General features: G+C 62.7%; 24 protein-coding genes, 1 tRNA gene and 1 other RNA gene. 8 read left to right on the plus strand and 18 right to left on the minus strand.

The annotated features are described in order from the left end of the window. The first annotated feature begins 5 nt into the window (after positions 1 to 5). From EKH80_RS00835 to EKH80_RS00845, 3 genes are read left to right on the plus strand one after another with little or no spacing between them, the layout of a single operon-like run. Positions 6 to 953: a DUF58 domain-containing protein gene (locus tag EKH80_RS00835; RefSeq protein WP_126682830.1), complete on the plus strand. Its 948-nt coding sequence runs from the start codon at positions 6 to 8 to the stop codon at positions 951 to 953. Then, positions 950 to 2920: a transglutaminase TgpA family protein gene (locus EKH80_RS00840; RefSeq protein ID WP_126682831.1), complete on the plus strand. Its 1971-nt coding sequence runs from the start codon at positions 950 to 952 to the stop codon at positions 2918 to 2920. Before EKH80_RS00835 ends, EKH80_RS00840 begins: the two co-directional genes overlap by 4 nt. A 51-nt stretch (positions 2921 to 2971) precedes the next feature. After that, positions 2972 to 3565, plus strand: a complete 594-nt coding sequence (locus EKH80_RS00845; protein ID WP_126682832.1) for a Slp family lipoprotein — start codon at positions 2972 to 2974, stop codon at positions 3563 to 3565. A 66-nt stretch (positions 3566 to 3631) separates the two neighbouring features. Here EKH80_RS00845 and EKH80_RS00850 read toward each other — a convergent pair whose 3' ends face one another. The 8 genes from EKH80_RS00850 to EKH80_RS00885 all read right to left on the minus strand — a co-directional run bounded on the left by EKH80_RS00850 (position 3632) and on the right by EKH80_RS00885 (position 8645). Beyond that, positions 3632 to 3976, minus strand: coding sequence for a histidine triad nucleotide-binding protein (locus tag EKH80_RS00850; RefSeq protein ID WP_126682833.1), 345 nt, complete (start codon positions 3974 to 3976; stop codon positions 3632 to 3634). A gap of 37 nt (positions 3977 to 4013) precedes the next feature. Next, a complete protein-coding gene (gene recR / locus EKH80_RS00855; RefSeq protein WP_126682834.1) occupies positions 4014 to 4613 on the minus strand; it encodes a recombination mediator RecR in 600 nt (199 codons plus the stop codon). Between the two features lie 45 nt (positions 4614 to 4658). Beyond that, positions 4659 to 4982 (minus strand): YbaB/EbfC family nucleoid-associated protein, encoded by a 324-nt coding sequence (locus EKH80_RS00860; RefSeq protein WP_126682835.1) that lies wholly within the window; start codon positions 4980 to 4982, stop codon positions 4659 to 4661. Between the two features lie 18 nt (positions 4983 to 5000). Continuing rightward, positions 5001 to 6686 carry a DNA polymerase III subunit gamma/tau gene (gene dnaX, locus EKH80_RS00865; RefSeq protein ID WP_126682836.1) on the minus strand — a complete coding sequence of 562 codons (1686 nt, stop codon included), beginning with the start codon at positions 6684 to 6686 and terminating at the stop codon, positions 5001 to 5003. Between the two features lie 116 nt (positions 6687 to 6802). Continuing rightward, an RNA gene (gene ffs / locus EKH80_RS00870) (signal recognition particle sRNA small type) lies at positions 6803 to 6899 on the minus strand. An 86-nt stretch (positions 6900 to 6985) separates the two neighbouring features. Then, positions 6986 to 7078 (minus strand) — tRNA-Ser (locus tag EKH80_RS00875). Between the two features lie 86 nt (positions 7079 to 7164). Beyond that, positions 7165 to 7923, minus strand: coding sequence for an MBL fold metallo-hydrolase (locus EKH80_RS00880; RefSeq protein ID WP_126682837.1), 759 nt, complete (start codon positions 7921 to 7923; stop codon positions 7165 to 7167). Then, a complete protein-coding gene (locus EKH80_RS00885) occupies positions 7920 to 8645 on the minus strand; it encodes a 3-deoxy-D-manno-octulosonic acid kinase (protein WP_126682838.1) in 726 nt (241 codons plus the stop codon). The genes EKH80_RS00880 and EKH80_RS00885 overlap by 4 nt, the downstream gene beginning before the upstream one ends. 46 nt (positions 8646 to 8691) lie before the next feature. On the opposite strand from EKH80_RS00885, the gene EKH80_RS00890 reads away from it, so the two are divergent. Then, complete coding sequence (locus EKH80_RS00890) at positions 8692 to 9735, plus strand: glycosyltransferase family 9 protein (RefSeq protein ID WP_126682839.1); 1044 nt, start codon at positions 8692 to 8694, stop codon at positions 9733 to 9735. 217 nt (positions 9736 to 9952) lie between these two features. Continuing rightward, positions 9953 to 11938: an acyltransferase family protein gene (locus EKH80_RS00895; protein WP_126682840.1), complete on the plus strand. Its 1986-nt coding sequence runs from the start codon at positions 9953 to 9955 to the stop codon at positions 11936 to 11938. 1 nt (position 11939) lies between these two features. On the opposite strand, the gene EKH80_RS00900 is transcribed toward EKH80_RS00895, so the two are convergent. From EKH80_RS00900 to EKH80_RS00925, 6 genes are all read right to left on the minus strand, one after another. Then, positions 11940 to 12341, minus strand: a complete 402-nt coding sequence (locus EKH80_RS00900) for a DUF6165 family protein (RefSeq protein WP_126682841.1) — start codon at positions 12339 to 12341, stop codon at positions 11940 to 11942. A gap of 49 nt (positions 12342 to 12390) precedes the next feature. Further along, positions 12391 to 13392, minus strand: a complete 1002-nt coding sequence (gene lpxK, locus EKH80_RS00905) for a tetraacyldisaccharide 4'-kinase (RefSeq protein WP_126682842.1) — start codon at positions 13390 to 13392, stop codon at positions 12391 to 12393. 4 nt (positions 13393 to 13396) lie between these two features. Then, the gene (msbA, locus tag EKH80_RS00910; protein WP_126682843.1) at positions 13397 to 15181 is read right to left on the minus strand and encodes a lipid A export permease/ATP-binding protein MsbA; all 1785 of its coding nucleotides are present in this window, start codon (positions 15179 to 15181) and stop codon (positions 13397 to 13399) included. Continuing rightward, positions 15178 to 15609: an ExbD/TolR family protein gene (locus EKH80_RS00915; RefSeq protein ID WP_126682844.1), complete on the minus strand. Its 432-nt coding sequence runs from the start codon at positions 15607 to 15609 to the stop codon at positions 15178 to 15180. The genes msbA and EKH80_RS00915 overlap by 4 nt, the downstream gene beginning before the upstream one ends. Positions 15610 to 15612: 3 nt before the next feature. Next, on the minus strand, positions 15613 to 16263 hold the full coding sequence (locus EKH80_RS00920) for a MotA/TolQ/ExbB proton channel family protein (RefSeq protein ID WP_126683188.1): 651 nt from the start codon (positions 16261 to 16263) through the stop codon (positions 15613 to 15615). 199 nt (positions 16264 to 16462) lie between these two features. Beyond that, the gene (locus EKH80_RS00925) at positions 16463 to 18745 is read right to left on the minus strand and encodes a DNA internalization-related competence protein ComEC/Rec2 (protein WP_230473346.1); all 2283 of its coding nucleotides are present in this window, start codon (positions 18743 to 18745) and stop codon (positions 16463 to 16465) included. A gap of 170 nt (positions 18746 to 18915) precedes the next feature. Here EKH80_RS00925 and EKH80_RS00930 point away from each other — a divergent pair, with 170 nt between their 5' ends. The 3 genes from EKH80_RS00930 to EKH80_RS00940 are packed head-to-tail and all read left to right on the plus strand — an operon-like array spanning position 18916 to position 20995. Continuing rightward, positions 18916 to 19347, plus strand: a complete 432-nt coding sequence (locus EKH80_RS00930; RefSeq protein WP_126682846.1) for a MarR family winged helix-turn-helix transcriptional regulator — start codon at positions 18916 to 18918, stop codon at positions 19345 to 19347. A 38-nt stretch (positions 19348 to 19385) separates the two neighbouring features. Further along, positions 19386 to 19958 carry a cysteine hydrolase family protein gene (locus EKH80_RS00935; protein WP_126682847.1) on the plus strand — a complete coding sequence of 191 codons (573 nt, stop codon included), beginning with the start codon at positions 19386 to 19388 and terminating at the stop codon, positions 19956 to 19958. Continuing rightward, positions 19958 to 20995 (plus strand): FUSC family protein, encoded by a 1038-nt coding sequence (locus tag EKH80_RS00940; protein WP_126682848.1) that lies wholly within the window; start codon positions 19958 to 19960, stop codon positions 20993 to 20995. The genes EKH80_RS00935 and EKH80_RS00940 overlap by 1 nt, the downstream gene beginning before the upstream one ends. A 49-nt stretch (positions 20996 to 21044) precedes the next feature. On the opposite strand, the gene lolD is transcribed toward EKH80_RS00940, so the two are convergent. The 4 genes from lolD to EKH80_RS00960 all read right to left on the minus strand — a co-directional run bounded on the left by lolD (position 21045) and on the right by EKH80_RS00960 (position 23736). Beyond that, positions 21045 to 21737 (minus strand): lipoprotein-releasing ABC transporter ATP-binding protein LolD, encoded by a 693-nt coding sequence (gene lolD / locus EKH80_RS00945; RefSeq protein WP_425481123.1) that lies wholly within the window; start codon positions 21735 to 21737, stop codon positions 21045 to 21047. Between the two features lie 4 nt (positions 21738 to 21741). Continuing rightward, a complete protein-coding gene (locus EKH80_RS00950; protein ID WP_126682850.1) occupies positions 21742 to 22986 on the minus strand; it encodes a lipoprotein-releasing ABC transporter permease subunit in 1245 nt (414 codons plus the stop codon). A 98-nt stretch (positions 22987 to 23084) separates the two neighbouring features. Beyond that, positions 23085 to 23516: a YgfX family protein gene (locus tag EKH80_RS00955; protein WP_126682851.1), complete on the minus strand. Its 432-nt coding sequence runs from the start codon at positions 23514 to 23516 to the stop codon at positions 23085 to 23087. Further along, a complete protein-coding gene (locus EKH80_RS00960) occupies positions 23488 to 23736 on the minus strand; it encodes an FAD assembly factor SdhE (protein ID WP_126682852.1) in 249 nt (82 codons plus the stop codon). Before EKH80_RS00960 ends, EKH80_RS00955 begins: the two co-directional genes overlap by 29 nt. Positions 23737 to 23887: the final 151 nt, after the last annotated feature.

Below are 23887 nucleotides of genomic sequence, written 5' to 3' on the forward strand. Positions count from 1 at the left end.
CTGCCATGCAAGCGCAATGGGAGCGCCTGCGGCTATGGGCCGAACGGCGCCTGCCGGCCCTGACCGAGCACCGCCGCCGGGAAGTCCTGCCGATCGAGCTGCACCGCCGGCGCATCTATATCATGCCTACCGGTTTTGGCCTGGCCTTCACCTTGTTGCTGCTGGTGATGCTGGTCGGCAGCCTCAATTACTCGAACAACGCGGCGTTGTTGCTGACGTGCCTGCTCGGTGCGGCCACATCGATCAGCATGCTGGTGGCGTTCCGCAGCTTGAACGGCTTGCGAATTCGCGGTGTGCGAGGCGGTCACGCCACGGCGGGGGAGCCCATCGACGTCACCTTCGATTTCGAAGCCAAACATTTGCGCCAGGCTCTGCGGCTGGATATCGCCCAGCTCGTGCATGCCTTCGACGTGGAGGGTCGTGCCGACGTCACCGTCAGCCTCCCGACCGAGTACCGAGGATGGCTCTCGGTACCGCGCCTGCGCATCTGGACGACCTGGCCGATGGGGCTGTTTCGCGCTTGGAGCTGGGTGAACCCCCAATACGCGGTACTGGTGTGGCCGCGACCGGAAATCAGCGGTCCCGGTCCGACCTTGCCTTTCGAAGACAACCGCAGGCAGCGCCTGCATTTTGGCGAAGACCTCGCTTCGCTGCGCGATTACCGCAATGGCGACTCCATCCGCCACGTGGCGTGGAAGGCCAGCGCGCGGCATGAAAACCTGCTGGTGAAAGACTACGAACAACCCGTGGCCCAACAGGAATGGCGGCTGGATTGGCGTCATCTGCAAGGCCTGGACCATGAAGCGCGCATCGCACGCCTCGCCCGCTGGCTGGGCGAAGCCTTGGCGCAAGGACGGCAATGGAGCCTGTGGCTGCCCAACGAAGTGATCGGCATAGGTAACGGACCGTCGCACTACACGCGCTGCATGAGCGCACTGGCGCTGCTGCCATGACCGGCTGGTGGAAAGCAAAGCATCCCGTGCACGAGCGGATCACCGAACGCAGCTTCGACTTGCTCAGCTTGACCACGGCCTTTGTGCTGGCCGTGCACGCAGGGCATGTGCCGATCTGGCTGACCCTCGTGTTTTGCGGGGCGCTGATATTGCGCTGGTGGCAGCGCCGATATCGTCCGGGCAGTGTGCCCGGATGGCTGAAGGTACCGATGCTGGCGATGCTGGTCGGTGCTGTCGTGCTCGATTACGGCAACCTGTTCGGGCGTGAACCCGGCTCGGCGCTCGCCGCGGGCCTGCTGGTGTTGAAACTCAGCGAAACCGAAGCTCCCCGCGACGCACGGGTGGCAGCGGCGTTTGCCTGCTTCTTGTTGATGGCGGCGCTGCTGTTCGGTCAAGGCATGCTGGCGACCTCCGTGGTCGCACTGGGGCTGCTGCCCGCACTGACCACCTGGCGTTCGCTCGAACCCACGCAAGCTTCGCCCAGCTTGCCGCGCCAGCTCGCACCAGCCCTCGGTTTGCTGGCTGCATCGCTGCCTTTGGCGCTGACTGCTTTCGTGCTGGTGCCGCGATTGAGCTCGCCTCTTTGGGGCACCAACGGCCCGTCCTCCGCAAAAACCGGGCTCAGCGATCACATGTCGCCCAGCGACTTCAACGAACTGCTCGTCGACGACACCGCTGCGATGCGCGTGAGCTTCGACGGTACGCCGCCGCCGCAAGGGCAGCGCTATTTCCGCGCCTTCGTGATGTGGGATTACGACGGCCGGGATTGGAACCGGTCCGAGCAATTGGAGGGCACGCAGATACCGGTCGAGGCAACCCGCACGATCCGCTATCGCATCAGCCTGGAACCCACTCACCAACGCGTGCTCCCTGTACTAGACGTGCCGCTCGACGCCCCCCCGCAGTCACAGGCGCGTACGGACGGCGAAATCTTTGCCGACAAGCCCGTCGACGAGGTACGGGAGTACGAGCTTCGCTCGGCGTTGAACTACCGCTTCGAGCCAAGCCTGGATCCCGTCACACGCTTGCGTGCCTTGCAACTGCCTGATGGCTTCGATCCGCGCACGCGCGCACTCGCCGGGCAATGGCGCCAACGCTACGGCCATGACAACGTCGCGATCATCCAGGCCGCCTTGGCCATGTTCCATGACGGCGGCTTCAGCTATACCTTGTTGCCGGCCCCGCTGGGACGCAATGCGGTGGATGATTTCCTGTTCAACACGCGCGAAGGCTTCTGCGAGCACTACGCGTCCGGTTTTACCGTGTTGATGCGCGCCGCAGGCATTCCCACGCGCGTGGTCACCGGCTTCCAGGGCGGCTTCTGGAACCAGATGGGCCAGTACCTGCTGGTGCGCAACGCAGATGCACATGCCTGGAGCGAAGTGTGGCTGGAGGGGCGCGGCTGGGTGCGCGTGGACCCCACCGCGGCGATACGCCCGCAGCGCATTACGCAGGGCGCGGCCGGTGCCGCCGGCAACCAGCTCCCCTGGTACCAGTCAGGCCTGCTGGAATCGATGCGCAACCATTGGGACATCGTCAACCGATGGTGGAACCAAAGCGTTATCGGTTTTGACGCTCTACGCCAACGCGGACTGCTGACACCGTTTGGCATTCGTGAGGCGGACGTCAGCCTGCTGACCAAGCTGCTGGTGATCGCCATGACGGTGTTCGGAGCAGCCGGCTTGGCGTGGGCGTTATGGCGTCGGCCGGAAGGTGACCCCGCCCTCGCGGCACTGCGCTCATTGGAACGCAAGCTGGCGCACGCCGGGGTCGCTCGCCGGCGCAGCGAAGGGCCACAGCACTACCTTCGCCGCGCAGCCAGATCATTGCCCGGCCAACGTGCGGAACTGGAGTCTTTGATGAGGTGCTATATCGAGCTGCGCTACGCCACTGCCGAACCGTCCACTGAATCTTTGCGCTCTTTCCGATTAGCCATACGGAATTTCCACCCGCGTCGCGTGGTCTAAGCGTGGCGCTTTCGATGTAGCATGCATCCGCCCAAGATGGAGAAACACACCATGTCTCCCCTGTACCGAATTCTCAGCCTCGCAGCGCTTTCCGCCGCGTTGGCCGCGTGCGCCACGGTGCCGCAGCCGCTGCAGGGCAACTTCGCTCCCATCACCACGGCAAGCGTCCAGCAAGGCAGCACCGCCAATGGCACGCAGGTTCGCTGGGGCGGCGACATCATCAGCACCGAACCCGGCCAGAATGCCACCTGCTTCTATGTATTGAGCCGCCCGCTCGACGATGAAGCGCGCCCGGTCACCGACAATAACAACAGCAACAACCAGGGCCGCTTCGTCGCTTGCCGTCCCGGCTTCTACGATCCGGAAGTCTTCAAGCCGGGCCGGGAAATCACCGTGACCGGTGCCGTCCAGGGCACGGTCAGCCGCAAGGTCGGCGATTACGACTACGCTTATCCGCGCGTCGAAGCCAATGTGGTCTACCTGTGGCCGAAGCGCCCGGTAGTGGTGGGCTATCCGTACGGCCCGGGCTGGTACGACCCGTTCTGGGGGCCCTACTGGGGTCCGGGTCCGTATTGGGGACCTTACTGGGGTGGCTGGGGCGGTTGGTACGCGCCGCCGCCGGTGATCGTGGTTCGCCACCGCTGATAGCCTTGCAGCCTCACAAAAAAAGCCGGCCCACGCCGGCTTTTTTATGTCGATGATCGTTACGAATCAGCCCGGCGGCCAATGCATGCGACGGCCGGCCAGCAGATGCAAATGCAGATGGAATACCGTCTGCCCGCCATGCTCATTGCAGTTGACCACCACGCGGTAACCATCCTTGCCGAAACCTTGGGCTTTGGCGTATTCGGCGGCGGCAAGCATCAGCTTGCCAAGCAGCTCCGCATCGGCCGGCGTTGCTTCGTTCAACGTGGCCAGCGCGCGCTTGGGCACGAACAGCACGTGCACCGGCGCTTGCGGGTTGAGATCGTTGAACGCCATCACGTCATCGTTTTCGTAGACGATTTCGGCCGGAATCTCGCGCCGGACGATCTTGCCGAAAATGGTGTCACCCATGTGCGTTTCTCCCTAATGAGCTGAAGGACCCTCTGATCTATTCCACGGATTGCCGGCTGCCGAACGCATGCGCCAGCGTGCCGCGATCCACGTATTCCAGTTCACCACCCAGCGGCACCCCGTGCGCGAGGCGCGTCGGGCGGATGCCGGCAGCGCGTGCGAGCTGCGCCAGATAATGGGCAGTGGCTTCGCCCTCCACCGTTGGATTGGTGGCCAGAATCAGTTCTTCCACTTCGCCTTCGGCGAGGCGCTCGCTCAGCAATCCCAGGCCCAGTTCCTCCGGCCCCAAGCCATCCAGCGGCGACAGGCGCCCCATCAGCACGAAGTACTGGCCGCGGAAGCCGGTGGCCTGCTCGATCGCTGCAAGATCGGTCGGCGACTCCACCACGCACAGCACCTGCCGGTCGCGGCTGCTGCTCGCGCAAAGGGCGCACACCGGCGTTTCGCTGAAATTGCGGCAGCGCGTGCAATGCCCGATTTTCTGCATCGCCTGCTGCAGCACATCGGCGAGCTTCAGCCCGCGCTCGCGTTCGCGCTCCAGCAGATGGAACGCCATGCGCTGCGCGCTCTTGCCGCCGACACCGGGAAGGCAACGCAGGGCTTCGATAAGTTCGTTGAGGAGGGGAGATGAACTCATGAGTTTTTACTCCCCCTCCCATCCTTAAGGAGAGGGATCGCGTCGTTAGAACGGCATCTTGAACCCGGCCGGCAGATTCATGCCGGCCGTAATGCCGCCGAGTTTGTTCTTGCTGGCCTCGGCCACTTTGTTCACCGCATCGTTGATCGCGGCAGCCACCAGGTCTTCAGCCATTTCCGGATCGTCGCCGAACAGCTTTCGATCGATCTGCACGCGGCGTACTTCGTGCGCGCCGGTCATCACAACGCTAACCAGGCCGCCACCGGAAGTGCCGGTGACTTCAAGCTTGGCGATTTCTTCCTGCGCGCGCTTCATGTCTTCCTGCATGCGCTGCGCCTGCTGCATCAGCTGGCCAAGTTGTCCTCTCATGACGTGTACTCCAAAGCTCTAGGATTCAATGGGTTTGATGGATTGCGGCAGTACGCGCGCGCCGAACTCACGCTTCAGCGCCTGCACCAGCGGATCGCCTTCGATCGATGCCTCGGCGGCCGATTGCGCCGCACCGCGCGCTTCCGCGGCACGTGCAGCGGGCGTATGCACCGCGCCTTGGCTGTCCTCGACGAAGCGCAAGCGGATCGGCTCACCCATCGCCTCGCTCAGCCGATCGGCGATCTGGCTAACGATCGGCTCCACCGCCAGATGCATATGCGTAGGCTGCAGCGCAAGCACCAGGGTCTGCCCTTCCCTCCCGCGCAGCGCCGAGTTCTGCGCGAGCTGGCCGAGCGGGCCGCGCAGCTCGGCGCGGTGGATCAGTGACTCCCAATCGGGCAGGCCGCCAGGACTGGCAATACGCTGCTGCGGTGCCGCCAGAGGCGCCACTGCAGCGATATTTTCGCGCATTGATGCAGGTGGCGCCGAATGAGGAGGCGTTGCGGGTCGCGCGTTTTGCGCAGGCGCTGCAGCAGGCGCGGATGGTGGTACGACAGGGGGGCGGGGCGGCGTAGCGGGTCGCTGCCCGCCGGAGCTTGGCACGGACGTAGCGTCGTCGCCCGGGCGAAATGCCAGCATGCGCAGCAAAGCCATCTCAAAACCGGTGCGCGTATCCGGCGCAAGCGCCAGATCGCGGCGTCCGGAGGTGGCGATCTGGTAATACAGCTGCACGTCCTCAGGCGTCATGCGCTCGGCCAGGTCCGTCAATGCCGGGTCGTCGCCGTCGTTCTGATCGAGCCGGTAGCCAGGCACGAGCTGCAGCAGCTGAATGCGATGCAGGGCCGCGGCGAGGTCGTCCAGCACACTGCCGAAATCCGGCGAGAACGAAGCGATGCGTGCGCATTCATTCATCAGCGCTTGTCCGTCACCTGTCGCCAGCGCGCCGAGCAAGCCAAGCACCTGGCCCTTTTCGACGCTGCCGAGCATCGCTCGCACATCATCGGCCTTCAGTACCCCACCGCCGTAGGCGATCGCCTGGTCCAGCAGCGACAAGCCGTCACGCAACGAACCATCCGCCGCCCGCGACAGTTCCGCGATCGCCTGGTCGTCGAAGTCAATGTGCTCGGCGCCCAGGATGTGGCGCATCTGCCCGGCAATCTGATTCGGCAACAAGCGCTTGAGGTTGAAGCGCAGGCAGCGCGACAACACGGTCACCGGCAGCTTCTGTGGATCGGTGGTTGCCAGCAAGAACTTCACGTGCGGAGGCGGCTCTTCCAGCGTCTTCAACAAAGCGTTGAAGGCAGGCTTGGAGAGCATGTGCACCTCGTCCACCAGGTAGACCTTGAAACGCCCGCGCGCGGGCGCGTACTGGGCGTTCTCGATCACCTCGCGCACGTCGTCCACGCCGGTATTGCTGGCGGCGTCGATTTCCAGCAAGTCGACGAAGCGGCCTGCGTCGACCGCTGTGCATACGGCGCATTCACCGCAAGGATCGGCCGATTCGCCGCGCTCGCAGTTCAGCGACTTGGCGAAGATGCGTGCGATGGTGGTCTTGCCGACGCCACGCGTGCCCGTGAACAGATAGGCGTGATGCATACGCCCGCTGTCCAGGGCATTGGTGAGTGCGCGTACGACATGCTCCTGACCGACTAGTTCGGCGAACTTGCGGGGGCGCCACTTGCGCGCGAGTACCTGATAGGACATGCCTTAACGCTGTTTGGGCCTAAACACCGATTGTGCCAAGTCCGGGCCAGCAAGTCATGCGAGGCGGGCAGACCGGGCCATAAGGATCGAGGATAGCTCCCCCTTAAAGGCGGCGGCCCCGCCAGCCACACCCCGGCACCCGAATCATTCGCTACCGTTGCTTCCTTCCGGACCTGGCGGGGTTTGCGAACTATCGTCGCGGGGGGACCGACGGGGCCACCATAGGGTGGGCATCGAAGCCCTGAAACTGGTGCTTGACCTGCTTATTTACAAGTTGCAGCCAGCTTCAATGAATGAACTGGCGGAGAGGGCGGGATTCGAACCCGCGATACGGGGATAAGCCGTATACACACTTTCCAGGCGTGCTCCTTCAACCACTCGGACACCTCTCCGCACGCGGTAAAACCGCTTTGCCGCTACAAGACCGGCAAAGAAGCGGAAGCATACCGGCTAGCCTGGACTCAGACAAGAGAGTGTTTCAGCCGGCATCGGCTTTCGGCAGGCAGGGCGCGGTCAAATCCAGCCGCGCCCCGGCCCGCGCAACGCGATAACCACGCGCCGCCAAAGCATCCCCGTCCGCCTTGCTACCGTAGTGGTACAGCACCAACCGCTCTCGCAGCCCCTCGTCATATTCGCGCTCGATATCGTCGATGCCCGTGTGCGAAGGATTCCCCACCAGACCGCAATCGTGCGCGATCAGCTCCTGCCCGCCCGCGTAGTGCATCAGCACCTCGGGGATGGGACGGGTATCGCCGGTGAACGCGAAGCTGCCCTTGAGGCCCAAGCCGAACGAAGTGCCCGGACGATGATGCCGCGTGGCAAATACGTCGAACCAGCAACCCTCCAGCCAAAATCCCCGCGAGCACGGCACCAGCCGGAACGCCTCCCAATAATTCACGCCGCCCTCGGCCAGCACGCCGGGATAGTCGCCCACCCGCGTCTGCAGCCATGGCACCAGCGCAGCGTGCGCGAATACGCGCGAATTTCCGCGCCGTGCGTCATCAAACCACACTCGGGTGAAAAGGCGCTCCAGCCCCCCTACGTGATCCATGTGCGTATGCGTAATGTAGAGATTGCGAGGTGGTTCGCCATAGGCGGCGAAATAGCGGTCCAGCGTATCAGGGCCACAGTCGATCAGCAGCAGTGGCTTGCCATCCCGCTCCAGCACCACCGACGAGGAACCCAACTCCACCGCATGCGCGGCGCCGGTGCCGAGAAAATGCAGATGCCAACTCATGCGCTCAGTATCCGCTCGTAGCCATCCATGAGGGGAGTCCAGGTTGCCTGATCAAACACCGCCTCGCCCCCTTCCGCCGCCCCCAGCTTGAACAACGACCGGCGCAGGCGCTGCAGATTCGCCATACGCCAGCCTTGTTCCGGTACACGTATGCAGCCGCGATCGAAATCCACCAGATAAAGCCCTGCGGGGGAGATCAGCACATTGTGCGCATTGAGATCGGCATGCCACACGCCCGCGCGATGAAAACGCGCCACCAGCGTGCCCACGGCTTGCGCAAGCTCGGCATCCAGACGGCCTTGGGCCAGGCTTTGGGCCAGCGTGTGCGTATTGGCAAGACGCCGTGTGATCAGGTCGGCCCGGTAATAAAGCCCGACACGCCGATAGCGCGCTGCCACCACCTGCGGAACCGGCAATTGCAGTTGGGTCATTGCCTGCAGCAAACGAAATTCCCGGAAGCTGCGCGTGCGGTCCACGCCGATCCACAGGTAACGATCCCCCATCCATCTCGCCACCATGCCGCCGCGGCGGTAATGGCGCAGGACGCATTCACCGGCCGGCGTATGGATGACGGCGACGCCACCGCGGCCACCGGATTGTGTGCTGAGCGCTCCCTGTCGATGCCAATGCCCGGCATCGAACCATGAGCTGTCGACTTGTGGCGACACAGTGGCGTCGAACAGAATCGCATCTTCGGCGTCTTGGCGCAGTTGCTCGTGCATCGGTGCTACGGCAGCCCTGTATTAAGTCAATCCTAAGCGATTCTACATGTCCGCTCCTGCTTCCATCTGCCTGCTGCGCACGTCAGCCATCGGCGACGTCACCCATGTGGTCCCCCTGGTCCATACGCTGCGGCGTGCCTGGCCGCAGGCCGAGCTGACCTGGATCATCGGCAAGCTGGAACGCAAGCTGGTCGGCGACCTGCCCGGCGTGGACTTCGTTACCTTCAACAAAGGCGCCGGCTGGGCCGGCATGCGCGAGGTACATGCCGCTCTGAAAGGACGGCGCTTCGATGCGCTGCTGCAAATGCAAGTTGCCTTGCGCTCCAACCTGCTGAGCCTGGGGATCAAGGCCGAACGCCGCATCGGCTACGACCATGCCCGCGCCAAGGACCTGCACAGCCTGGTGATCAACGAACGCATCCCGGCACGCAGCGGCGAACACGTGCTACAGGCCATTGGCAGTTTTTGTGAACCGCTGGGCCTGAAACAGGCCGAGGTACGCTGGGATATTCCGATCCCCGAAGAAGCCCATGCGTGGGCCGCGCAGCAATGGCCCAATGACAAGCCGGTGCTGCTGGTCAGCCCCACCTCCAGCCATGCACTGCGCAACTGGCGCCCCGAGCGTTACGCCACGGTCATGGATCATGCCGATGCTGAAGGCTGGCTCAGCGTGCTGATCGGCGGCCCTTCCCCGGCGGAACGCGGCATGGCCGACGCCATCCTCGCTCGGTGCAAACACCCCCCGCTCGACCTCACCGGCAAGGACACGCTCAAGAAACTGATGGCCATGTTCTGCCGGGCGCAGCTGCTGCTGACGCCCGACTCTGGCCCCATGCACATGGCCAACACGGTGGGACTGAAAGTGCTCGGCTTGCATGCCGCCAGCAACCCCGCCCGTTCCGGCCCCTACTCCGACCGCCGCTGGTGCGTCGACAAATACGATGCGGCCACACGCAAATATCTAGGCAAGCCGGCCAGTGAGATCCCCTGGGGAAGCAAGATCGAGAAGCCGGGTGTGATGGACTTGATCGAGGTCGATGATGTGATCGAGCGCTTTGAAGCTGTCTGCCGTACAGACAGTTCGCAATAGTGCTGGCGAAAAATGCTGCGCCTGCCACCAAAGCCCCTATCTCGTGTCAAGCTGAACTCGCCTTCGATGGCGGATGCTAGGAAAACCCTTACAGGATAGAGCCCAGAAGGACGACTTATTTTCCAAGCCCGAACTGGCCCAATGTGGACTTTAGCGCCTTGCTCAGGAAATTCCTCCAGGACCTGACGCAGCTAGCGACACAAAGAAGGTCAGATCCATGCGTCAAGGCTCATTTGCCTATGTCCCCGCCATTGACGGCTTACGCGCGCTCGCCGTTCTCGCCGTAATCGTCTTTCACGTCGATGCCTGGCATATCCTGCCGGGCGGCTTCACCGGCGTGGACATGTTTTTCGTCATCTCAGGCTATGTGATCAGCCAGTCCCTCTCGGGTCGTGGCAGCCTGACCTTCCCGGCCTATCTGGCCGATTTCTATCGCAGGCGTTTCCTACGCATCCTGCCTGCGTTGCTGATCGTTCTATTGGCCAGCTTTCTGCTTTCGGCAATGTTCGTGCCGCAAGTCTGGCGCAGCGAGTTGAATGCCCGCACCGGGCTTTCCGCCTTTTTCGGCCTGAGCAACTTTACCCTGGCCTGGAATACGGACACGTATTTCTCGCCGGCAGCGGGGCTCAACCCCTATCTGCACACCTGGTCGCTTGCCGTAGAAGAACAGTTTTATCTTGTTTTTCCGGCCCTCTATTTTCTATGGCTGCGCTACAAGGAGCGGGCGCCGCTGATTTGGGCCGTGCTACCTGTCCTGGCATTGGCGTCACTGGGAATCAGCGTACTTAAGTCGAACAGCGAACCGCTGTCGGCGTTCTACCTGCTGCCTAGCCGTTTTTGGGAATTAGCGGTGGGAGCCATGCTCTTCCAGCTGATCCAGACGGGGCGGCACTGGCCGCGCTCTGCTATCGGCATGCGTTTGATGCTTGCGCTCGGGCTGGTACTGCTGGCCATCGGTTTTGTTTTCGCAAACCGCCAGCAGTTTCCCATGCCCTGGGCTTTGAGCACGGTGACAGGCACCCTGCTGTTGATTGCCGCCATAGTGCAGACTACGGATGCGCCGCCCTTGTTGGTGCGCATGTTGCAGTCGTCTCCGGCCACCTACATCGGCCGATTGTCTTATTCACTCTATCTTTGGCACTGGCCGGTAGCGGTTTTTCTGCGCTGGACCACGGGGTTGGAGTATTTGGCGATCCAGCTCGTCTATCCGATACTGGTTTTCACGCTTGCTGCTGCCTCCTATCACTGGATCGAAACACCCATTCGCGACGGCCGTTCCGCTGTGCAGCGGCACGCATGGTCCACCATCGCGCCCGGCCTCGCAGTGATCTGCCTGTTCTGGTTATCAGCGCGCTGGATCTCGGCCAACTCCGAATCCCTGTCGCTAAGCCAAACACGCGATGCGTACACCTGGTACTCGCGGAAATACGCCGTGCGGAAACCTGCCGAAACGATCAAGGACGCGCGGCTGCACGATCGCCGCCTGTTTGTCATCGGTGACTCGCATACCGCCGCCTACCGTGCGATGTTGAGCATCGCCTCGCAGCGGCTGGGCGTCGAAGTCGTGGAGCACGAACATGGCGGCTGCGGCGTGGTTACCCTCATCGGGCCTGATCCGGCCGATTGCGCCGAAGACCAGGACGCCGCGTTGCGGGAGGTCGAAGCTCGGGCGAAACCCGGTGACATCGTCTTCCTTGCCTCCTTGCGGATGCCGGAACTGGCCGGGCGCGACGGGAGTTTGGACGAGGACACCATGTTCGAGGAAGCCCGGTCCGAGCTAACCCCCGTGCAGATCGAGGACGCGCGTGCCTCTGCAGAGGCAGTGCTGACGCGGCTGGAAGCTGCACAAGTGCATATCCTGATCGATGCGCCCAAGCCTGTTTTAAAAGCCCCGCCCTACCGCTGCTCTGACTGGTTCAACCGGATGAACCCGATCTGCAAGCCCGGCCTGATGGTGGAACGCTATCGTCTGGAACAGTTGCGCGCCCCGCAAATGGCGCTCCTCAAGACGCTGGAGCACCAGCACCCTGATCTCCATGTGTGGGACCCGTTGCCGCTGCTTTGCCCCGGCACGATCTGCTCGGCCTTCGATCACGGCAAACCGCTCTACCTGGACGACAATCATCTTAGCGGTTACGGCAACCGCGTCCTCGCGCCATCCTTTATGCAGGCCGTGCTCGCCATCTGGACACCGCCCGCTTGAGTCATGCTCCCGCGCGGTAATTTTCGTAAGACTTCTCTTCCACCAGCTGCGAGCCGAGTTTCAAGTTGATCTCGCGTTTCACTAAGGCGCGCTCGTCGTTTTTAAAATAGACCGCACGCGCCAGTTCGACGAACTCGGCATCGAAGGCCTGCGCTTTTTCCTTCAGGCGAATGCGGTCTTCGATGTCCCACAGCGCTTCGTTAACTGCCAGCAGGCGTGCACGCTCCTTGCCGATATCGGTCTGCGACGCGTGGTGATTGGCCCAGGTGGCATTGAGCAGGTTCAGCTCGTTATGCACATTGGCAAGCTTGGCCGGATCGGCAATCTGTCGAGCCTTGATCTCGAGGATGGTGATCTTGTCGATCAGCTCGCCGAAGGATACCGGTACCTGAATCAGGCTCATGAAGGACCTCGCACGGAAAAAAGGCCGGCTTGCCGCCGGAAAACGGCGCCTATGATAACGCTATCGCCTGCGCTTGCACCCTGGCTGCGAGTTTCGCGCATAAATCCGCATAAAAACTCGCCGGCAAATCAGCCTTTACCGGCGCGCTCCACCAATTCGGCAGGGCAAACAAACGGCATTTCACCGCGTCCTTTTCCGTCATCAGCACCGGGAGATCATCGCCAAAGGCGAGATCCTCCGGCGTGAAGGCGTGATGATCGGGAAAAGGGTGCGCGATCACATCGAGCCCTTGCACAGCGAGACTCGCAAAGAAACGCTGCGGATGGCCGATGGCGGCCACCGCATGGACACGCATGCCGGCAAAGCTGGCAAGAGCCTGCTCACGTCCATCGCACAATGTCCGCGCGATGCCGCCACTCAGGCGCATAGGCACTTCGCCCGCTTGGGGTTTGCCACCGTTGCAAACGCGAAAATCCACCTGCTGAAGACGCCGCAGTGACTCACGCAAAGGGCCCGCCGGAAGCAAGCGGGCATTGCCGAAGCGACGCTCGCCGTCGATTACGCAGATTTCCAAATCGCGGGCGAGGCGGTAATGCTGCAAGCCATCATCCGCGATGATGACGTTGCATCCCCCGTTGAGCAGCAACTGTGCGGCGGCGGGGCGATCACGCCCAATCGCAACCGGCGCGCCGCTTGTGCGTATCAAGCAAGGCTCATCGCCGACTTCGCCTGGATCGGGTGACTCGTCGAGCAAGCTTGACCCATGCTGGCTGCCGCCATAGCCGCGACTCACCACGCCCGGTCGGTAGCCCCGCTCGCGCAACGCATCAATCAGCGCCAGCGTAAGCGGTGTCTTTCCCGTGCCCCCCGCGGTGACATTGCCGACAACGATGACCGGACTAGGCAGGCGCACGGCACGCAGCACGCCATAGCGATAAAGCGCGCGCCGAAGAGCCACTACGGACCCATAAAGTACCGCGAGCGGATAGCACCACCACGGCAATCGTCCTTCGCCGTACCAGCCCGCCTGGAGCGTCTCGGCCAGGCTCATTGCGTCAGTCGGCGGCAACGACTGCGGGGCGTTCGTTGAATTGCATGCGGTGCAACGCAGCGTAGTGGCCGCCCAGGCCCATCAGCTCGGCATGCGTGCCACGCTCGATGATCCGGCCCTGCTCCATCACCGCGATCTGGTCGGCATGCTCAATGGTCGACAGGCGATGCGCGATCACCAGCGTGGTGCGGTCGCGCATCAGGCGCTGCAGCGCTTGCTGGATCAGGCGTTCGGATTCGGTGTCCAGGGCGCTGGTGGCTTCGTCCAGCACGAGGATCGGCGCGTTCTTGAGGATCGCGCGCGCGATCGCGATGCGCTGGCGCTGGCCGCCGGATAGCATGTTGCCACCCTCGCCGATCGGACTGTGGATGCCCTTCGGCATCCGCTCGATGAATTCCATCGCATTCGCGGCTTCGGCGGCCGCCACGATTTCCTGCTCGGACGCACCAGCCAACTCGCCGTAAGCAATATTCTCCGCTACGCTGCCATCGAACAGCACCACGCTTTGCCCCACCCAGGCAATCTGCTTTCGCAGCGAGGGCAAGGTGTAGTCCTCGTAATTCTCACCGTCGAGCAGGATGACCCCGCCGGTTGGCGCATTGAACCGCGGCAACAGGCTGACCAGGCTGCTTTTGCCGCTGCCGGAGCGACCGACCAGCGCGGTCACCGAACCCGGCGGGCAATGCAGGCTGACACCGGCCAATGCTTCGAAGTCGCCGCGCGGATAAATCAGGCGCACATCCTCGTAACGCAAATCGCCCTTGGTGCGTTCCAAGGCCTTGCTGCCGTGATCGACTTCCGGCGGCAGGTCCATCACCGCAAACAGGTTTTCAGCGGCGGACACGCCCGTCTGAATAGTGGATTGCACGTTGGCCAGTCGCTTCAGCGACGGCAGCATGCCGCCCATGGCGGTAAGCACAGCCACGAACATGCCGGCCGAAATGCTATCGATCACCGCGGGGCGCGAGGCCAGGAAGATCAGGGCGGCCAGGCCGAACGATGCCACGGTCTGAACGGAGGCGCTGGAGGTAGCGGAGGTCGCGACGATCTTGAGGTTCAGATAGCGCGCGCGGCTGGAGACATCCTTGAAGCGCTCCGAGGACTGCTGCTGGCCACCGTATATGCGCAATTCACGGTGCCCGTCGATGGCTTCTTCCACTGTGCCGGTCACCGAACCCATCATGTTCTGGATGCGCCGGCTGATCAGGCGATAGCGGCGGCTCACGAGCGTGGCGATCAGCATGATCGGTGGAATCAGCAAGAACAGCACCATCGTGAGATAGGAGCTCTTGCTCAGCATCACGTAGAACATGCTGATCGCGGTCACGCTTTCGGTCACCACCACCTTCAAGGCGTCCGTGGAAGCACCCGCCACCTGTTCGCTCGTATAGGTGACGCGAGAGATCTGGTGGCCCGAATGTTCGTTGCCGAAGAAAGTGGCCGGCAGGCGCAAATAAGCCGCAAACACATCGCGCTGCATGGACTGCACCACGTTGCGACCGATGTAGCCGATACCATAGTTGCTGATGAAGGTGGCGACGCCGCGCACCAGGAAGATGGCGATGATCCAGATCGGCATCCAGAAGATGAGATAGGGATCCTTCTTCACGAACAGCTTGTCGATGATCGGCTGCAGCTCATTGGTGAAAAACGCAAGACAGCCGCCATCTACGGCAAAACCGACAATCGTGACCAGGATCACCGGCCAGTAGCGCCCGGAGTAGCCGAGCAGGCGCCGGTAGGTGCGCCGGCTTTCCGCACCCCACAGCGAAATTTTACCGCTGCTCATTTGCCCGTTTCCGCCTGCGCGGGCGTCGTGGCGATGGAAAGATGGGCAAAACCGAGCTGGCCCAGCGCATCCATCGCCGTGACCACGTTCTGGTGCGCAGTCATGGCATCGGCGCGAATGGTCACGGTCTGATTGCGGTCATCGCTGGCAACGCGCGCAATGGCCTGCTTCAGCGCGTCCACGCTCGTGCCCTGCACTTCGTCGCTGCCCACGTAAAAGTGGCCGTCACGATCCACCATGACCGTGATCGCGGGCGGCTGCATGTCGCGGTCTTCCGCGCTGGCTTGCGGCAGGTTCACCTTCATGCGCGAATGCTGCACGAAGGTGGTAGTGAGCACAAAGAACATCAGCAGGGTCAGCAGCACGTCGATCAACGAAACCACGTTGATCTCGAAATCGTCGCTGCGGCGGTCGTTACCGATACGCATGGCTCAGACCGAGGCCTTGTCGCCCGCAGCCATCGATGCGCGCCGCGCACGCGGGATCGCGGCCTGCGAGGAAAGCGTGAGGTCGTCAAGCAGCAGCGTGGCCTGCTTTTCCATGTCCACCACGTAGCCGGCCACCTTGGACCGGAAATAACGGTGCAGCACGTAGGCGGGAATCGCCACGGTCAAGCCGGCGGCGGTGCAGATCAGCGCCTCGCCGATACCACCGGCCATCTTGGTCGGATCGGCCATGCCGCCCACCATCACCTGCATGAACATGCGGATCAGGCCGATCACGGTACCGAACAGGCCAAGCAGCGGGCCGATCAGGGCGATGGTGCCGAGCGTGTTCAGATAACGCTCCATGCGATGCACCACGTGACGGCCGGTATCCTCGATCCGCTCCTTGATCAGCTCGCGCGAGTGGTTGCGCACCGCCAGTGCGGCGGCCAGCAATTCGCCCAAGGGCGAGCCGGTCGCAAGCTTTTCCAGGTGGGCCGGATCGAGCTGGTCGGAACGCGCCCATTCGCGCACCTCCTGCGCCAGTCCGGGCGGCAGCACATAGCTGCGCCGCAAGGTCCACGACCGCTCCAGCACGATGGCCAACGCTACCGCCGAACAGATCAGGATGGGCGCCATCGCCCAGCCGCCCGCCATCAGAATCTGACCCAAATCACCCACAGCAAAACTCCCGGCCCTGCCGCCTGCGCAAGGCGCCATCATAGCAGCGTCTCCGAAACGTACCGTGCGGCCAATCACTCCCGTCGCCGGCACCTAGGCTGGGATGGCAATCCCAGCATCCGGGAGGCCGCGGAGTACTGGGACTGGCATCCAGCCTAGGTCGCAACCTGCCCGATCATTCCCGCCAGTAGCGTCGTTCCATCCTCCGCCAACGCGCGGCCACATAAGCCGGCGTCGCCGCCGGAAAGTCAATCTGAACGGCACCGTCCACCGCCGTATTGAATACCGGCACGCCCGCTGCTGCATAGCGCTGCATGACTGCCGGATGCGGGTGGCCAAAACGATTGCGCCAGCCGGAGGAGACCACAGCAAGTTCAGGCCCGGTGGCGGCAATGAAACCGGCACTGGAGGAACTCTTGCTGCCATGATGCGGAACCTGCAGCACAAGCCCGGGCCCCGGCCGCAGCGAATCGGCGATGCGCCGCTCGGTGGACGCCGCAATATCGCCGGTGAGCAGCAGTCGTCCTGCACGGCCTTCGACCAGCAGCACGCATGAGTCATCGTTGGCCGGCGCCTTCGGCACCCTCGCCACGGGACTCAGTACGCGAAAACGAACCTCGTCCCACTCCCATTGCTGCCCAGCCTGACATAGCTCCATCGGCACTCGCGATCGGGCCGGTTCGCCGGAGAAGCGGCGCGCCATTGGAAACGCTGCTGCTACGGCCGCCGCGCCGCCGGCATGGTCGTTGTCGCCATGACTGATCATCAGCACATCCAGCCGATCCATACCCAGGGCATATAGGGAAGGCACGACGACGGCCGCTCCCGAATCGTATTCCGAGGGAAAGCGGGGACCTGCGTCGTAAACCAGGGTGTGATGGCGTGTGCGCACAATCATCGCGAGCCCCTGTCCCACGTCCAGCGTCCACGCCTGGAACCCGCCTTCGGCCGGCAGCCGGCGTACCGGCCACAGCAGTGGCAGAAACAGAAATACGCCAAGCATTCGCAAAGGCACTCCACGCGGCGCAAACAACCACACCGCGCCCAGCATGGCCAATACCAATGCCCAGGGTGTCACCGTCGGCAAATACCAATGCGCGCCGGGCCATGGCGCAGCCTGTTCGAGCAACCACCATTGCGCATGCGTCAACCATTCGGCCACTCGCAGCACCGGTGACGCCAGCGGTGGCCAGACGATGAGCAACAGCGTGCCGAACAAAGCGCACGGCACGATCACGAAACTCACGAAAGGCACCGCGACCAGATTCGACAATGCCCCAACCAACGACGCTTCACCGAAAAACCACATCGTCAGCGGCAGCAAGGAAACCGTCATCACCAACTGTCCCAACGTCAGCTCGCACAGAAACCCACGCAGGCCGCGTCCTTTCGCATCCATGCAGAGGATCAGGAACGCAACGCCGACGAACGACAGCCAGAAGCCTGCCTCCAGCACAGCCGTAGGATTCATCAGCAGGATTGCCATCAGTGCGGTCGCCAGCGCGTGTGACGAACCCTTCGCGCGCCGGCTGCAGCGGGCCAAGGCGAAGGAGCCGATCATCAGCATGGTACGCACTGTCGACATGCCCAACCCAGCCAACGCACCGTACGCACTGGCCAAGGCCAGTGCAGACAGCGCTTGTGCCTGCATACGGGGGTATCGCAGCGCCAGCGAAGGCCATAACCAGTAGAGGGCATGACACAACCACAGCCCGAACAGGGCCGCCACGCCCACATGAAAGCCGGAAATGGCGAGCAGATGTGAAATACCGTTGGCGCGCGCGACAATCCAGTCCTGTTGTTCCAGGCCACGCGTGTCGCCTACCGTAAAGGAACGCAATAAAGCGGCATCATGAGGATCGTGCACACGCGCCTGGATGCCATCGGCAAGCGATCCTCGCAGGCGATCCAGGCACCATGTCGCCACGCCCAGGCGCTGGTTGCGCGGGTCTTCGCGGACATAACCTACGGCCGCGATACCGCGCGCAAGTGCACTGCGTTCACTGTCGGTGCCGCCTGGATTGACCACTCCACGCGGTCTGCGCAAGCGCAACCTCAATTGCCATCGTGAACAGGGTTCCGGCTCCGCGGATGGCTTGCTGTACCAACTGATACGTGCTCGCCCTTGCCAAGATACGGCTCGCCCAGCAAGGCTGGCTCGCTCGATCTCCAACAGCACGCTGGTGGCACCGGCTTTGACTTGCGCCAGATCAACGACATGTCCGATGACTTGGAAATCCTGCCCCTCCCAGGCTCGTGGCAGACGCGCATCCATGGCCGAACCACCACGCCAGGTTGCCCATGCGAAACCGAACAGCAATGGGGCAAGCCGACGGAAGCGCGGCAGGCGCCAGGCGAGAATTGTTGCGCACACCACCAACACACCCATCACCCATTCAGGTGGCAGGGCGGGAAGCCATTGCACCACCGCGATCCCGGCCAACAGCGTTAGCGCCATATTGACTGCGCCGGGCCATGGTCGGGTTGCTTGTACCTGCTCGCCTGCCATGCGAAGAAGTTAACGCAAGCGAAAATCCGGGCTTGTAAGCAGCCGGCGCGCAGCAAAGTCGGACAAAACCCCACGCAGACCATTTTACTATGTATACATAGCTATATTAATATAGCTATATGAAACACGACGCCCCCGTTGACGCAACCCATCTACGCAACCAGATCATGAGCGTGGTGCGCCGCCTGCGCAGCGAAACGCAGAGCGGTTCGATCCCGCTCGCCCAGCTCACCGTGCTCGGCGCCATCGATCGCCTGGCCGACCAGGCCACGCCCTCGGCACTTGCGGCAGCGGAACGGGTGCGTTCGTCCAACTTGGCCAGCTTGCTTCGCAGCATGGAAGAAAGCGATCTCATCCGGCGCGTCGCCGACACCGAGGACCGCCGCAAGATACGCGTGAGCCTGACGCGCCATGGTCGCGCGGTTCTGCATCAGGACCGAGTGCGTCGCGACCAATGGCTTGCGGCGACCATCCAGGCCTGCCTGACTCGAGCGGAGCAGCAACTGCTCGCCGAAGCCGGAGCGCTGCTCGATCGCATCGCCCGCGCGTGATCCCATCATCCACTCAAAACGAGCGAAAGGAGGCAGACATGAGCACGGCATTCATTGCGATCGACTACATCATCGACATTGTGCACCCCGAAGGCAAAATCGCGCGCTCGGCCCCTCATGCGCAGCAACGGAACATCATCACCCAGGTGAACCGGGCTCTGGCCATTGCCGAAAGCAAAGGATGGCTGCGGGTGCTGGTGAAAGTAGGCTTCGCCAAGCACTATCTCGACCAGCCCAAGCATTCGCCCATGTTCGGGCGTGCCGGGCAGTTGGGCGCCCTGAAACTGGGCGAGCCAGGGACCGAGTTTCATCCGGACCTCAAGGTCACCGGCGATCATCTTGTGATCGTAAAACCGCGCGTGAGCGCCTTCTACGCCACTCCGCTCGAGGCGATCCTACGCGCCAATGGTGTACGGCGGCTCATCATCGCCGGCGTCAGCAGCTCGTGGGCGGTGCAATCGACAGCACGTGATGCGCATGACCGGGACTACGATGTCTGCATTGTCGAAGACGCGTGTGCCGCGGGTGACGAGAGCGAACATCAGGCGTCCATGAAAATGATGTCGTCGATCGCGCAGATCATCAGCGTCGACGACTTGGAAAGCCTCTGATGCCGACGAAGGCACATCCCCTGCTCGCCCGTCTTGCCGGGGAAATCAAGGGCAGGGGGTTGGTCAAAGCGCTGCTGGCGCTGCTGCCCTTTGGCGTGCTTTCGATCAGCACCGCCGATCCGATCTGGGCCGAGGTTTCGCTGCTCACGATTTCGACGCTCATCGCCCGGGAGCGGCTCGCGCTTGTTCCGTTGGGCGTGCTGCTACATGGCGTGACCGTGATCGCCGGCATCTACCTGCTCCTGTTTGCGCAGGCGATGCCGATGCTTTTTATTGCGGCGTGCATGCTGTTGGCCGCGGGCTTCATCCGGATCACGGCGGAAGGCAAAAAGTTCAGGTCGCTGGGAACCTGGACTTTCGTGCCGATGCTCATTCTGGCCAGCGAGCTTGGCAGCACGGCTTCGGCCGAAGGCCCATTCCGTCAAGCCCTGACGTCCCTGCCCTGCTTGCTCACGGCCTTGGCACCCAGCCTGGCCGTCGCGGCCCTGGAGCATCGCCGGGCATCCATCGACACGAGTAGCCTGCGCTGGTTTTCACGCTTGGACGATTTTGGGCCGAAAGCGCCGTACGGCGAAACGATGGCCGCCATGGTGACCGGCGTAGGACTGGCGGCGGCATTGGTCGAATATGTTCCGTTGCATTACGGACAGTGGGCGATCTGGGGTGTAGCTAGTGTTGTCACCGGTACGGTGGATACGGCCCGCACAAAGCTACGCCAGCGTACCGTTGGCGTCATTGCCGGTGTGCCGCTGGGGATCGCTCTAGGGCAATTTGTCGTCCCGGCTTCACGCATCAGCGTAGTGGTCGCGTTGCTGGTCACGTTTCTCACCCTGATGGCTTTCCAACGATATCCGGTCGCCTATTTCTTCCGCTGCCTGTTCGTCGCACTCACGGTCTTTCTGGCAACCCGATCGACGGTAGACGCACTTGAGCGCATTACGCACGTGCTGCTGGGTGGCGCTATCGGCATGGCCTCGGTGATCGTATTCCATCTTGCCGGTCGCGCCGGCCTTCGCCGGCATGACGGATTGCCATGAAACAATATCAACGCATCACGGCCAAACCTGTGAATAGGTCAGAGCATCCCTAAGCCTTCTCGCGCAATTCGCCGTTGTGCAATTCCAGCGTGCGGTCCATCCGCCCAGCCAGATGGCTGTCGTGCGTCACCAAGATGAAGCTGGTGCCGATCTCGCGATTGAGCTCCAGCATCAACTCGTACACGTGCGCGGCGTTGTCTTCGTCCAGGTTACCCGTAGGCTCGTCCCCTAGCACGCAGGAAGGACGCGTCACCAGCGCGCGCGCCACCGCGCAACGCTGGCGCTCGCCGCCGGAAAGCTCCGCCGGCTTGTGCTCCAGACGCTGCCCCAGTCCTACCCGTTCCAGCAAGGCCCTGGCTTGTTTCTGCGCCTCAGGAATACCCACGCCGCGAATCAGCAAGGGCATGCACACGTTTTCCAGCGCGGTGAACTCCGGCAGCAGATGATGAAACTGGTAGATGAAACCCATTGAGCGATTGCGTACTCGGCCACGCTCGGCGTCGGAAAGCTTGGAAAGCACCCGGCCTTCCACCTCCACCTCGCCGCTGGTGAGAGTGTCCAGGCCGCCGATGATGTGCAGCAGGGTGCTTTTGCCGGAGCCGGAGGCGCCGACAATCGCCAGCGTTTCGCCGCGTTTAAGGGCAAAGTTGACGTCGATCAGCACCTTGGTGTGCAAGTCGCCTTCCTCGTAGGTCTTGGCGACGTGGCTGGCGCGCAGCACGATATCGTTGGTAGCGTTCACGGACTTACTCATAGCGCAATGCCTGGGCCGGTTGCGTGCGCGAGGCGCGCCATGCGGGATAAAGCGTGGCAAGCAGGGAGAACAGGAAGGTCACCAGCGATACCCCGGCCACGTCGTGCCAATCAAGCCTGCTGGGCACCTCGCTGATGTAATAGACATCCGGCGATAGGAAGGTCACGCCGGTGACGTGTTCGATGACTTTCACGATGCCGGGCAGTCGCCACGACAGCAGCGAACCGAGCCCCACGCCGAACCCGATCCCCACGAAGCCCACCAGCACGCCCTGCACCATGAACATGCTCATGATGCTGCGCGGTGTCGAACCCAGCGTCCGCAGGATGGCGATGTCGGCCTGCTTGTCGGTCACCAGCATCATCAGCATCGAGATCAGGTTGATCACCGCCACCAGGATGATCAGCGAGAGGATGATGAACATCACATGCTTCTCCATCGCGATGGCGGTGAAGAAATTGGCGTGACTGTCCATCCAGGTCGTTACCGTGTAAACCTGTCCAAGCGTATCGGCCAACTGGTGGGCTACCGGGCCGGCGTTGTACAGGTCGTCCAGCTTCAGGCGGATGCCGGTAGGACCGTCGATGCTTTTGAGCTTTTCGGCATCGCCGAGGTTGATCAAGCCCAGGCCGGAATCGAATTCCTCCATGCCCATTTCGAAAATGCCGCTGACGCGGAAGCCGCGGATGCGTGGCACCGCGCCCAGGGGTGTAGCGCGCAACTCGGGCACCACCATGGTGACCTTGTCGCCCACGTTCACGCCCAGCTGCAAGGCAAGATCCTTGCCGAGCACGATGTTCCAGCTGTCCGCGGTGAGCGAATCGAACGAGCCGGCGATCATGTGCTGATTGATGTCAGAAACGTTTGGCTCCCGGACAGCGTCAATGCCGCGCACCATCGCGCCGCTGGAGCGTTGCGCCTGCAGGAAGGATTGGATCTCCACATAGGGCGCCGCCCCCCTTACATGCGGATTGGCCTTTACCTGCTGTAAGGCGTACTGCCAGTTCTGCACCGATTCGCCTGCCAGCCCCGAAACCGTGGCATCCGAAATCGCGCCCAGGATGCGTGAACGAAGCTGGTAGTCGAAGCCGTTCATCACCGACATCACCGTGATCAGCGCCATCACGCTGATGGTGATGCAAACGATGGACACGGTGGAAATGAAGGAAATGAACTGGTTGCGCCGCTTGGCACGGACGTAGCGCAGGCCGATGAAAAGCTCGAGCGGTCGGAACATGGAGGCTTCGCTTGTGGGGTATGGGCGGCGGGTATGTAGGAATCCATCAGACCGCGCCGCGCGCGCAGAGTGCCCGAAGCCGGGCATGGCGGCAACCGCTAGGCCAGCTCTCGCGCGTCCGCTCGCACGACGGCGAGGCGCATGCGCAAGCGCCGGCGGGTGTCCGGATCTGCATTGTCGGACATCAGCCACAACGTCAGCTTGCCGTAGCGGCGGCTGGTCAGGCGAAGCAATACCAGCTGTCCAATGACCCGGAACGACACCAGTTCGGCTGCGTCATCCCCGCCATCCAGTCCGCGCAAGGTCCAGCCGCTTGGGCCGGCCCAGCCCACCGCAAGGATCGGTACATGCAGGCGGCGAATGGCATTTATGCAGCTCCCCACGCAGACCAGTACCAGCACGATGCGCAGGGCTGACGGCAAACCCGATACCGCCACGGCCACCATCGCCAGACAGGTGACCCCGGCAAACAGCCGCGGGACCCAGCGCGAAGGCCGGTATTCAAAGCCGATGGCGGGCGCGGATGTCATCGATGATCGCCTGCCAATCGGCGCGCGGCGCCTTGGCGTGGCCCATCACCCAATCCCATAGGTCCGGGTCCTGCACGTCGAGCAGTTCGTCGAAGGCCTGTTGCAAGGCTGCGCCAGCCGCAGGAAACGAGGTATCCAGCCAGCCGCCGAACAGTGCATCCAGTTCGCGCGTGCCGCGTCGGGTGCGCCAGTGCAGGCGTTTGATGCGAGCTTCGTTCATCTATCCAACCTGTCGAGCAATCCATACGCCTCAAGGCCGTCATTCCCGCGCAAGCGGGAATCCATGTTGCTCTTATGCAAAAGACGAAGATGGATTCCCGCTTGCGCGGGAATGACGGCAACGTAAGGCCCGCCATGACGCTAGACCTAAA

Source organism: Dyella choica, from assembly GCF_003977665.1.
GTDB lineage: Bacteria > Pseudomonadota > Gammaproteobacteria > Xanthomonadales > Rhodanobacteraceae > Dyella_B > Dyella_B choica.